This is a genomic window from Aeromonas sp. 1805 (genome assembly GCF_013085525.1).
GTDB lineage: Bacteria > Pseudomonadota > Gammaproteobacteria > Enterobacterales > Aeromonadaceae > Aeromonas > Aeromonas hydrophila.
Window position 1 is genome coordinate 492147 of the sequence record NZ_CP038515.1, and the last position, 11894, is coordinate 504040.

The 11894-nt window shown below is 61.8% G+C and carries 13 protein-coding genes; 12 read left to right on the forward strand and 1 reads right to left on the reverse strand.

All coding sequences use genetic code 11. The features are described from left to right. Positions 1–353: 353 nt before the first annotated feature. The 7 genes from E5E96_RS02200 to E5E96_RS02230 all read left to right on the forward strand — a co-directional run bounded on the left by E5E96_RS02200 (position 354) and on the right by E5E96_RS02230 (position 6728). A complete protein-coding gene (locus E5E96_RS02200; RefSeq protein WP_017409302.1) occupies positions 354–641 on the forward strand; it encodes a hypothetical protein in 288 nt (95 codons plus the stop codon). 23 nt (positions 642–664) lie between these two features. Then, positions 665–1069, forward strand: coding sequence for a GFA family protein (locus E5E96_RS02205; protein WP_171281466.1), 405 nt, complete (start codon positions 665–667; stop codon positions 1067–1069). Between the two features lie 148 nt (positions 1070–1217). Next, positions 1218–1862 (forward strand): molecular chaperone TorD, encoded by a 645-nt coding sequence (gene torD / locus E5E96_RS02210; protein ID WP_017409304.1) that lies wholly within the window; start codon positions 1218–1220, stop codon positions 1860–1862. Positions 1863–1869: 7 nt separating this feature from the next. After that, the gene (locus tag E5E96_RS02215; RefSeq protein ID WP_045528329.1) at positions 1870–2238 is read left to right on the forward strand and encodes a hypothetical protein; all 369 of its coding nucleotides are present in this window, start codon (positions 1870–1872) and stop codon (positions 2236–2238) included. A 169-nt stretch (positions 2239–2407) separates the two neighbouring features. Further along, positions 2408–3547 (forward strand): hypothetical protein, encoded by a 1140-nt coding sequence (locus E5E96_RS02220; RefSeq protein WP_171281467.1) that lies wholly within the window; start codon positions 2408–2410, stop codon positions 3545–3547. Beyond that, positions 3537–4172: a hypothetical protein gene (locus tag E5E96_RS02225; RefSeq protein ID WP_171281468.1), complete on the forward strand. Its 636-nt coding sequence runs from the start codon at positions 3537–3539 to the stop codon at positions 4170–4172. Before E5E96_RS02220 ends, E5E96_RS02225 begins: the two co-directional genes overlap by 11 nt. A gap of 105 nt (positions 4173–4277) precedes the next feature. Continuing rightward, complete coding sequence (locus E5E96_RS02230; RefSeq protein ID WP_171281469.1) at positions 4278–6728, forward strand: EAL domain-containing protein; 2451 nt, start codon at positions 4278–4280, stop codon at positions 6726–6728. Between the two features lie 46 nt (positions 6729–6774). On the opposite strand, the gene E5E96_RS02235 is transcribed toward E5E96_RS02230, so the two are convergent. Next, a complete protein-coding gene (locus tag E5E96_RS02235) occupies positions 6775–7071 on the reverse strand; it encodes a hypothetical protein (protein WP_049048219.1) in 297 nt (98 codons plus the stop codon). Between the two features lie 168 nt (positions 7072–7239). Here E5E96_RS02235 and acs point away from each other — a divergent pair, with 168 nt between their 5' ends. From acs to accC, 5 genes are all read left to right on the forward strand, one after another. Continuing rightward, positions 7240–9186, forward strand: a complete 1947-nt coding sequence (gene acs, locus E5E96_RS02240; protein WP_029299275.1) for an acetate--CoA ligase — start codon at positions 7240–7242, stop codon at positions 9184–9186. A 2-nt stretch (positions 9187–9188) separates the two neighbouring features. Further along, positions 9189–9311, forward strand: coding sequence for a hypothetical protein (locus E5E96_RS22730; protein WP_256042660.1), 123 nt, complete (start codon positions 9189–9191; stop codon positions 9309–9311). 266 nt (positions 9312–9577) lie between these two features. Beyond that, positions 9578–10027: a type II 3-dehydroquinate dehydratase gene (aroQ, locus tag E5E96_RS02245; RefSeq protein ID WP_016351748.1), complete on the forward strand. Its 450-nt coding sequence runs from the start codon at positions 9578–9580 to the stop codon at positions 10025–10027. A gap of 36 nt (positions 10028–10063) precedes the next feature. After that, on the forward strand, positions 10064–10519 hold the full coding sequence (gene accB / locus E5E96_RS02250) for an acetyl-CoA carboxylase biotin carboxyl carrier protein (RefSeq protein ID WP_011707112.1): 456 nt from the start codon (positions 10064–10066) through the stop codon (positions 10517–10519). A gap of 15 nt (positions 10520–10534) precedes the next feature. Continuing rightward, positions 10535–11875: an acetyl-CoA carboxylase biotin carboxylase subunit gene (gene accC / locus E5E96_RS02255; RefSeq protein WP_011707113.1), complete on the forward strand. Its 1341-nt coding sequence runs from the start codon at positions 10535–10537 to the stop codon at positions 11873–11875. The last annotated feature ends 19 nt before the right edge of the window (positions 11876–11894 follow it).

Here is an 11894-nt window from a genome sequence, read left to right on the forward strand (position 1 = left end):
TCCAACCACCCAAAAATTTGTTTAAAAAATGTAAAATGTGTCGCGAAATTCACAATGACCATGGCCCCCAATCGGCTGGCCCGTCATCGCCCGACACCCACGCCAGCCGTGCCATCCCCTGTCACCTCTCGGGCATCATGACCTGGCCCGGACTGGCCTAACTGCCAAAACCAGAGCCAGATCATGGATATAGCATTTACTAACAGATAACATCTTTAGCTGGCACAGCGGTTGTCCGGCATGCGCAACAACGACGCGACTGGCAACAGAAGGGCCCTCTCATCGCATCCGGTCAACTGCTGCTCACGTCACCCCCTTGCCTCTTTGCACCGCAGACCACACGGGAGTAAGCCATGCTGGATAACCTGATGCTGTTTCTGATTATTTCGGTATTCGCGCTGTTCTATTGGATCTACTATACCGGCACTCGCAAGAGTCCCTTTGTCACGCAGTGGGATCAACTGCCCACCCGCGAGCAGTATCTGGCAGCGCACCCGGAAGCCATCGATGGCGACATCATCTTCTGCATTCATTGCGGCCACCATCAACAACTGGATGTGGGCCTGGTGCACCAGACCGATTTCCGGCGCCAGCATATCTGCACCCGCTGCAAGAAGACGCTCTATCGCGAGGAGCTCTGACCCATCAGCCAAGGATCCGCAAGATGACATCATTGACCGCCAGCTGCCTGTGCGGCGCCGTCGCCCTGAGCCTGCCCGACCGCTTCGACTATCTGGGCAACTGCCACTGTTCCGAGTGCCGCAAATTTTCCGGCGCCGATTACGCCCCGGTGGGCGGCCTGGATGGTGCACTCGTCACCATCACCCGAGGAGAGGAGGCCATCAGCCGCTTCCAGAAATCCCCCGAGACCAGCCTCGCCTTCTGCCGCCACTGCGGCTCCAGCCTGTTCAGCGAGAAGCGCAGCAGCGGCAAGCTGAATCTGCGCCTCGGCATTCTCGATACGGCGCCGAGCCAGCGACCCGGCTTTCACATTTTCGTCGGATCCAAGGCTCCCTGGCACGAGATCTCCGATGAGCTGCCGCAGTTCGAGACTCGCCCCACCGCCTGACACCGTCGCCGACATGCCCTGAAAAGGCCGCCTCTGGCGGCGTTTTTCCCGACTTGTTCGGCGGATTGTCACCTATGGGTTAACTTTTCTGCCAAAGCCGTTAGAATCGGGCTCAGTCTGCTTCCCGCTTGCCATCCACGGAGGAAAAATGCAGGAATTTCTGGCCACTAGCGAACGTCGGGCCGAACTTTACTGGTGGTTTGCCACCCTGTTTACCGCCCAGCTCAGCGACGAACAGATCGCCGAATACGACAGCTATGATGTGCGAAGCTTCCTGAAGAGCCTCTCCACGCTCGATCCGATGCGCCCGGCCGTGGCCGAGCTCAATGACGCCATCGCCCGCCTGCTGGTGCGCCCCGAGCGGGCCAACGCGCTGGCCGGCGACTTCCATGAGCTGTTCCTGGCCAACGACGCCGTCTCTCCCCATGAATCCGCCCACCAGGACGCCGCTGCGCTAGAGCGCATGCAGGCGCGGCTGAGCCGGCTCAATATCGATGTCAGCGCCAAATACCAACAACCGGTCGATCATCTGGGGGTTGAACTGGATCTGATGGGCAATCTCATCATTCGCGCCGCCGAAGCCGCCAGCGCCGATCTGCGCGAACAGTGGCTCGGCGAGCAGGAGGCCTTGCTGCACGGCCATCTGCTGGCCTGGTTCCCGCATTTCGAGCGCGCCTGCCGCGCCGCCGATCCGTTTGGCTTCTACGGCGCCAGCGCCCGCCTGCTGGGGGTCTTCCTCACCATGGATGCCAACTACCTCAGCCTGGTCAAACCGGCGCCAGCCGCCGACTGAGTTCGACATGAAGACGGCCCTGCTGCTGATCGCCTGCTGGCTGCTGGCCCTGATCCCGCAGGATCAGGGCCTTACCCCCCTCGTGACCCTGCTGTTCAACCCGGACCGCGTCCTCTACGGCACTGCCCAGCTCACCGGTTTCGCCGGCATCCTGCTGACCCTCTACCTCGCCAATCTCGGGGTGGAGGTAGTGCTGCGCCGCCGCTTCCAGATAGCGGGCATGCTGGCCCTGCTGGCCGCCTGGGTCGACTTCATCAACAGCAGCGGCAGCGAGGCCCACTGGCTGCTGCTGCTTGCCCTGGCGCTGCCGTTTCACGGGCTCGGCCTGCTGGTGCTGGTGCGCGGCATCCAGGCCTTCGGCCGCCAGAAAGGCTGATAAACCGCCAAAACTATTACAAATCATGACAGCCCGATCCGCCCATCCGCCCTTGTCACAAGGGCAGACCCTCAATTGCTGGTAACATTCGCTTACATTCAGCTCCCGTTCAGTTTCGCCACAACCGTTATAGTGCCGCTCCTTTTCCAACCAATGCAGGAGCATCAGCATGCCTCCACAGGATGCACGCATCACGGGTCTCGACCTGTTGCGAGGGCTCGTCATCTTCATGGCCGTCTTCGAGCACTACACCGGCTACCTCAACTACTGGTACATCGACTTCTTCAACCGGGAACACGCCCTGTGGGACAGCTTCTATCTGTCGCACAAGGCGATGGCCGGCCAGCTGCTGCCCATGGATCACACCACGGCCCAGGTCTCGGCCTGGCTCATTCCCTGGGTCAGCCAGATCTACCTGGCACTGGCCGCCTTCAATCTCAGTCGCCGCGATCAGGCCAGTTTCAGACCGCAGCTGGGCGGCAAGCTGGTGCTGTTCGCCAGCATCATTCTGGTGCTCTATGTGGAAGGGCTGGTGATCGCCCCCAACTTCGGCGAGGCCATCTCGTTCTACCCGGTGATGCTGTGGATGTGCCTGCTGGCGCTCTTCTCGCTGGTCTACGCCTGGTTCGGCATTCGCGGCATGCTGCTGCTGACCCTGCTCAGCCTGCAGCTGGATCAGCTCGGCGTGCAGGATCTGCTCGGTCACATCGATGGCTGGATGAAGCTGCACGTGCACCCCGACTACGAGCTGGATGCCCGCCTCGACCTCTTCATGGCCAGCGGCTGCTTCGGCTTCCTCTATGGCTGGTGCTGGCATCAGCGGCCCCAATGGCGGGATCGCCTCAACGCCCTGGTGCTGACGCTCTCGTTGGTGGCGCTGGCCGTCTATCTCATGTTCGGCGAGACCAGCACGGTCGAGCTCAGCGACATCTACGCCAACGAACACGAACTGGCGATGGACATGGTCGGCCGCGCCGGCATCTGGGGCATGGAGTTTCTGGTGATCGGGGCCGTGCTCTGGCTGCATCAGCGCAACATCCGGCTGTGCTGGCGCCCGCTCAACTGGATAGGCATGTACTCGCTGACCGTCTTCATCTTCCACAAGAGCATCTTCGTGCACCTGTGGGGCCCGCTCTTGCTGTGGTGGACCGCCCGTCAGGGCACCATCTTGCCCAACAACTTCGGCCTCATCATGGCGCTCAGCGCCACCAGCGTGCTGCTCATCTACGCCTTCCAGCGCTCCGGCATCATCTGCCACCTGATGGGCATGCATCAGGACCGGGACTGGGCGCGGCTCTATGGCAAATAAGTGCTGGCTGCCACTGCTGCTGTTCCTGACCCTGCCCCTGTCGGCCAAAGAGCCGGACAACCAGTGGCAGCTGGGCGGTCAGTGGCAGCTCGGCAGCAATCAGGCGGGGGTCCGCGCCGATGCCAGCATGCAGTTCTGGCTCGCCTATGAGCGGGAAACCCAGGTCGGTCTGCTCTTCGCCGATGGCCAGAGCGCCGGGCTGGCCTTGCCGCTCTACAAAAAGAGCTTCTTCGCCGTCGGCGTCGCGCCCATGCAGGTGGTCGATCGCAACCGCTTCAGCGCCTTCTGGCGCCTCGGCTGGCAACTGGACGACGATCACCAGCTCACCCTGGGCCAGCTCTATGACGTCAGCGGCCGTTATGGCCAGCTCTGGTACATGGAGCACAGCCTGCCGCTGCCGGCCGAGATCTCCCTCAACCTCTGGCTGACCCGGGGCAGTCAGGCCCACATGGCCGCCTATGGGGCAGACGAGGGCCTGCGGGACTGGGGAGTCACGCTGGAACGCAGCTGGCGCTGGCAGCAGTGGCGCCTTGGCACCGAGTTCGGCGCCAAGCAGTGGCTCATCAAGGAGCACGACTGGCAACCGATGATCAACCTGACCCTGAGTTATCACTTCAGCTGGTAACACCGTAAAAAGGGGGCGAATGACGCCCCCTCTCTTCCCTCCAGAATGCTTCATGCCATACTGACAGCAGCTTAAATGACAAAGAAGTCAATTCAGGAGCGCGCGATGGGCGAAGAGACTTTCAATGCCATGCCGGATCCACCGCTGGCGGGGCAATTGAACATGAACGAGCTGCAGCAGCTGTTCGAACTGGCCCCGTTTGGCATAGGCGTGTTTGACCGCCACTTTCGCTGCCGCAGCGTCAACCAGACCCTGGCCGATCTCAACGGCCTCTCCCGAGAAGAGCACTACGGCAGATACCTGCGTGAAATCGTCCCCACGCTGGCTCCGGTGCTGGAACCCCTGTTCCAGCAGATCATCAGCAGCGGCGTTCCCCGGGTCGAGCTGAACCTGAGCGGCCATACCGCAGCCCATCAGGGTCGGCAGCGCCACTGGCAGGCCATTTACAGCCCCATGCTGGACGAACAGGGGGTGCCCGACCGCATCCTCACCATAGTGCGGGACGTCACCGAGCAGGTCGAAGCGCAGCAGCGGCTGCAACTGGCCATGAGTGCCGGCCAGATCGGGGTGTGGGAGTGGCATGTAACGGAGGACAGGCTGCAGTTTGACGGCCAGGTCGAGCGCCTGCTCGGCACCACAGCCAGCCAGTTTCAGGGGGGGATGGAGCAGTTCATCAAGCGCTTCGATCCGCTCTCTGGCGAGCAGTTCAGGGCGGCGATCAACGGCACGGCCCCCATTCACCTCACCCTCGGCTATCTCGGGCCGGATCAGTTGCGGGGCTGGGTCGACATTCACGCCGATCACGTGGCGGCCACCGACCATCAGGGGCGGCGCATCACCGGGGTGATCCACGATGCCACCAGTCGCTGCAACCAGGAGGACAAGCTGCGCCAGGCCAACGTGGTGTTCGAGACCGCCGCCGAAGGCATCATCATCATGGATGGCCAGCGCCAGATCATCTCGGTCAATCCGGCCTTTTCCAGCATGACTCAATATGAAGAGGCGGAGATCGTGGGCAAGTCGCCGGAGGCCATCATGCACCCGCGCCGCCACACCGACATCGATTATCCCTGGCATACCCTGCTGCCCGGCAGTCACGCTTGGCATGGCGAGATGATGTGTCTGCGCAAGGATGGCGGCTACTTTACCTCCTGGCAGCATGTCAGCGCCGTGCACGACAGCCGCCACAACACCACCAACTACGTCATCGCCTTCTCCGACATCAGCGCCATTCGCAAGGCCGAAGCACAGCTCAACCACCTCGCCTATCACGATCCCCTGACCGAGCTCGGCAACCGCAACCTGCTGCAGGAGCGGCTGGAGCTAGAACTCAAGACCGCCCAGCTCAACCACCAGCAACTGGCCCTGCTGTTCATCGATCTGGACGGTTTCAAGCTGATCAACGACACCCTGGGCCATCGCGCCGGCGATGAGCTGCTCAAGCTGCTGGCCGAGCGGATCCGCCGCGTCCTGCGCCACAACGACGTGGCCGCCCGGCTCGGTGGCGATGAATTCCTGGTGCTGATCCCCTTCTTTGAACGGCCACAGGAGCTGGAGCGACTCGCCGAGCAACTGCTGGCCTGCCTGCGCGAGCCGGTCGAACTCGATCACGAGCGGGTGTCCGTCTCCGCCAGCATCGGCATCGCCCTCTATCCGGAACACGCCACCAGTCCGGATACCCTGGTCAGCGCCGCCGACAGTGCCATGTACGAGGCCAAGAACCGGGGCCGCAACGGCTATCTGTTCTATACCCCGGACATGACCGAGCAGACCCGGGAGCGAATGAGCATGGAGCAGGGGCTGTTCAAGGCCATCGAGCAGCATCAGCTCTGCGTCCTCTATCAACCCATGACGGAGCTCGCCAGCAACCGCATGAGCGGGCTGGAGGCCCTGCTGCGCTGGCAGCACCCCAGCGAGGGGATGATAGGGCCCACCCGCTTCATCCCGGTGGCCGAGGAGTGCGGGCTCATCGAACAGATCGGCGAATGGGTCATGCGTACCGCCTGCCGGCAGGGACAGGCGTGGCTGGCCGCCGGGCTGGCGGTCCCCAGGCTGTCGATCAATGTGTCGGTGCGGGAGATGCGCTCGGCAGGTTACGTGGAGCGGGTCGCCGCCATCCTGGCCGAGACCGGCTTTCCGCCAGAGAAGCTGGAGATAGAGGTCACCGAGAGCATCATCCAGCGGGTCGATCAGAGCCTGCAGCTGTTCAGACGCCTGAAAGCGCTGGGGGTACAGATCGCCATCGACGACTTCGGTACCGGCTTCTCCTCCCTGAGCCTGCTCAAGAGCCTGCCCATCGATCGCATCAAGATTGACCGCACCTTCGTGCAGGCACTACCCGATGACAAGCACAGCCGGGAGCTGTGCCGCACCATCATCAATCTGGCTGACAGCCTGGGCATGGTGGTCACCGCCGAAGGGATTGAGACCCAGGCCCAGCGCCAGTTTTTGCAATCCCTGCACTGCCAGGAGGGGCAGGGCTATCTGTTCAGCCATCCGCTGGCCGAGCCCCATCTGGCGGAGCAACTGGGCTCGCGCAAGGGCGCCTGGTGCTAGCGGTGCGCCGGGATCCGCACCGCGCCAGCGGCGCAGGTGACGCTCATCAGTTGAAAGTCAGCCTAGCATCCCACCCTTCGTCCTGCTGCCGGCGTGACTCTTCCAGCAACGAGTCCTGCGGATAGGAGGATTTTTTCTCTTCGAGGGTGACGGACACCGACGGCTTGCGCGCCAACCAGGCCTCGCTCAACTGACCGCTGATGTGGTCCCGCAGGGATGGCGAAGCGGGCTGTGCCGGTGTCAGCGCAAGGCCGTTGGCATGGGGGGCGGCCAATGCAGCCTCATCGGCGGCCTGCGGGGCCTCGAACTGCCAGAGGGAGGAGCACAATAGCAGGGTCAACATGGGACTATCTCCGTCGATAAAACGACGTTTTACCCAATCAGCGATGAATTGTCATCGACTCGACTGTAAGCGGATGTTGCCATCTATCCAAAAGTCTAATTGCCCTCCCCCGCCAAAGGTATAAGTTGTTACCTAATCATTACAAGAATGTATTCAAAGGAGTGACACATGAGCGAGAGCAAGGTCTACCCGGTCAAAGCCCACATCAGCAACGGCGCCCTGCTGGACAAGGCAGGCTATGAAGCCATGTACCGGGCCTCGGTGCAGGATCCGGATGCCTTCTGGGGCGAGCAGGGCAAGATCCTCGACTGGATGAAGCCCTACACCAGGGTCAAGAACACCTCCTATGATCCGGGCCACGTCTCCATCAAATGGTATGAAGACGGCCTGCTCAACGTCTCTGCCAACTGTCTGGACCGCCATCTGGCCCAGCGCGGCGACAAGGTCGCCATCATCTGGGAAGGGGACAACCCGGCCGAAGATCGCAAGCTCACCTACCGCGAGCTGCACACCGAGGTGTGCAAGTTTGCCAACGTCTTGAAGGCGCAGGGAGTGCATCGCGGCGACGTGGTCTGCCTCTACATGCCCATGGTGCCGGAAGCCGCCATCGCCATGCTGGCCTGTACCCGCATCGGTGCGGTGCACAGCATCGTGTTCGGCGGTTTCTCGCCGGAAGCCCTGGCCGGTCGCATCATCGACTCCGGCTCTTCCATCGTCATCACCGCCGATGAAGGGCTGCGCGGCGGCCGCCCGGTGCCGCTCAAGAAGAACGTGGATGAAGCGCTCACCAACCCGGAGACCAAGGTCAACAAGGTGATCGTGCTCAAGCGTACCGGCGGCAACATCGCCTGGCACAACCACAGGGACATCTGGTGGCACGACGCCGTCGCCACCGTCAGCACCGACTGCCCGCCCGAGGCGATGGGGGCCGAAGATCCGCTCTTCATCCTCTACACCTCCGGCTCCACCGGCAAACCCAAGGGAGTGCTGCACACCACCGGCGGCTATCTGGTCTATGCCACCCTCACCTTCAAGTACATCTTCGACTACCACGAAGAGGACATCTACTGGTGTACCGCCGACGTGGGTTGGGTCACCGGCCACTCCTATCTGGTCTACGGGCCGCTTGCCAACGGCGCCACCACCATCATGTTCGAAGGGGTGCCCAACTACCCGGCCACCAACCGCATGAGCCAGGTGGTGGACAAGCACCAGGTCAGCATTCTGTATACCGCCCCTACCGCCATCCGCGCGCTGATGGCCAAGGGCAACGAGGCGGTAGCCGGCACCTCCCGTTCGAGCCTGCGCATCATGGGCTCGGTGGGCGAGCCCATCAACCCGGAAGCCTGGGAGTGGTACTACCGCACCATCGGCGAGGAGCGCTGCCCCATCGTCGATACCTGGTGGCAGACCGAGACCGGCGGCATCCTCATCAGCCCGCTGCCCGGCGTCACCGATCTCAAGCCAGGCTCGGCTACCCGTCCCTTCTTCGGCGTGCAGCCGGCGCTGGTGGACAACATGGGCGAGCCGCTGGAGGGGGCCACCGAGGGCAACCTGGTGATCACCGACTCCTGGCCGGGCCAGATGCGCACCGTGTTCGGCGATCACGAACGCTTCGAGCAGACCTACTTCTCCACCTTCCCCGGCCGCTACTTCACCGGCGACGGTGCCCGTCGCGACGAGGATGGCTACTACTGGATCACCGGGCGGGTGGATGATGTACTGAACGTCTCCGGTCACCGCATGGGCACCGCCGAGATCGAATCCGCGCTGGTCTCCCATCCCAAGATCGCCGAAGCGGCGGTGGTGGGCGTGCCACACGAGATCAAGGGTCAGGGCATCTATGCCTATGTCACCCTGATCGCCGGCGAGGAGCCGAGCCGGGAGCTGCATAAAGAGGTGAAGGAGTGGGTCCGCAAGGAGATCGGCGCCATCGCCACCCCGGACGTGATCCACTGGGCCGAGGGGCTGCCCAAGACCCGCTCCGGCAAGATCATGCGCCGTATATTGCGCAAGATCGCCACCGGCGAGACCGACAGCCTGGGGGATATCTCCACCCTGGCGGATCCCGGGGTCGTGGACAAGCTTATCCGCGAGAAGTCAGAAGCGGCTTGATCATGCGCACCATATTTCCGCGCAAGATTGCCACCGGCGAGACCGACAGCCTGGGGGATATCTCCACCCTGGCGGATCCGGGCGTGGTGGACAAGCTGATCCGCGAGAAGTCGGAAGCCGCCTGATCCTGACTGCGTTCCCGCCTCCAAAGCCGGCCTCGAGCCGGCTTTGTCGTCTTTGCTACTGAGAGTTTCAACAATGCACCAGTTAGTGCAAAAAATAGACAGATGTAGAGATTAGACCAGTAAAATGCTGCTAATTTTCACGAAATCAATATAATTGCGAAATCTGTGTGCCAGTGCACACCGATTTGCGCAGAAAATGACTAGATTTCTGATAGTCCACAAGATGGCTGACAGATAGCAGCATTATCATCGAGGATGTACTCAATATGTCGCAAAAACACCGAATTCTCCTGCTCAACGGGCCAAACCTGAACCTGCTGGGCAAACGGGAACCGGGCATCTACGGCAGCAAGACGCTCGATGAGATCGTCGCCGATCTGACGCACAACGCCGGCGAACTCGGGGTCACACTGGAACACCTGCAATCCAATGCCGAACATGAGTTGGTCGGCCGCATCCACCAGGCCATGGGTCAGGTGGATTTCATCATCATCAACCCGGCCGCCTTCACCCACACCAGCGTCGCCATCCGCGATGCGCTGCTGGGTGTGGCCATCCCCTTTATCGAGGTTCACCTGTCCAACGTCCATGCCAGGGAACCCTTCCGTCATCACTCCTATCTGTCTGATGTCGCCAAGGGGGTCATTTGTGGGCTGGGGGCCGATGGCTACCAATTCGCTTTAACCGCGGCCGTGCACCAGTTGCGCGCGGCTTGATAATCACTGATCAGATAAAGAAGAAAGAGAATGCTAATGGATATCCGCAAAATCAAGAAGCTGATTGAACTGGTTGAAGAGTCCGGCATCGCCGAACTGGAGATCTCCGAAGGTGAAGAGTCCGTTCGCATCAGCCGCAACTTCTCCGGTCAGGTGACCGCTGCTCCGCAGATGATCATGCAACAAGCTGCCGCCCCGGTTGCCGCTCCTGCCGCCGCACCGGCTGCCGCAGCCCCGGCTGCCGACGCCATCCCGAGCGGTCACCTGATGCGCTCCCCGATGGTTGGCTCCTTCTACCGCTCCTCCAGCCCGGAAGCCAAGCCGTTCGTGGAAGTCGGTCAACACGTCAATGTCGGCGATACCCTGTGCATCGTCGAAGCCATGAAAATGATGAACCAAATCGAGTCTGACAAGGCCGGTGTGATCAAAGCGATCCTGGTTGAAAATGGTCAGGCCGTCGAATTCGACGAGCCGCTGTTCATCATCGAATAAGGGAAGTCGCCACCCATGTTGGACAAAGTAGTCATCGCCAACCGCGGTGAAATTGCCCTGCGGATCCTGCGCGCCTGTAAAGAGCTCGGGATCAAGACAGTGGCCGTTCACTCCACCGCCGACCGGGAGCTCAAGCATGTGCTGCTGGCCGACGAAACCATCTGTATCGGCAAGCCGGCCAGTACCGACTCCTACCTCAATGTGCCGGCCATCATCGCCGCCGCCGAGGTGACCGGTGCCGTCGCCATCCACCCGGGTTACGGTTTCCTCTCCGAGAACGCCGACTTCGCGGAAGTGGTCGAGAAATCCGGCTTCATCTTCATCGGCCCGCGCGCCGAGACCATTCGCCTGATGGGTGACAAGGTTTCCGCCATCGAGGCGATGAAGAAAGCAGGCGTGCCCTGCGTACCGGGCTCCGACGGTCCGGTCGACAGCGATGCCAAGCACAACGCCGCCATCGCCAAGCGCATTGGCTACCCGGTGATCATCAAGGCCGCCGGCGGCGGTGGTGGTCGCGGCATGCGCGTGGTGCGCAGTGAAGCCGAGCTGTCTGCCGCCATCGCGCTGACCAAATCTGAAGCAGGCCAGTTCTTCAAGAACGACATGGTCTACATGGAGAAGTACCTGGAGAACCCGCGCCACATCGAGATTCAGGTGTTGGCAGACGGCCAGGGCAACGCTCTCTACCTGGGCGAGCGCGACTGCTCCATGCAGCGTCGTCACCAGAAGGTGGTCGAAGAGGCGCCGGCACCCGGCATCACCGAAGAGATGCGCAAGTTCATCGGTGAGCGCTGCGTGCGCGCCTGTATTGAGATCGGCTACCGCGGTGCGGGCACCTTCGAGTTCCTGTACGAGAACGGCGAGTTCTATTTCATCGAGATGAACACCCGTATCCAGGTTGAGCACCCGGTCACCGAGCTGGTCACCAGCGTGGATCTGATCAAGGAGCAGCTGCGCATTGCCGCCGGTCAGCCCCTGTCGATCACCCAGCAGGACATCCGCATCCGTGGCCATGCCATCGAATGCCGGATCAACGCCGAAGACCCGGCCACCTTCATGCCGTCTCCGGGCCTGATCCAGCGCTTCCACGCGCCGGGCGGTCTGGGCGTCCGTTGGGATTCCCACATCTACGCCGGCTACAAGGTACCGCCCTACTACGACTCCATGATCGGCAAGCTGATCTGTTACGGTGAAAACCGCGACGTCGCCATCGCCCGCATGCGTCAGGCGCTGGACGAGCTGGTGGTGGAAGGGATCAAGACCAACGTCTCCCTGCAAAAAGAGATCATGAAGGACGAAAACTTCCAGCACGGTGGGACCAACATCCACTACCTGCACAAGAAGCTCGGTCTGTAAGGATCCTTGACGAAGACCG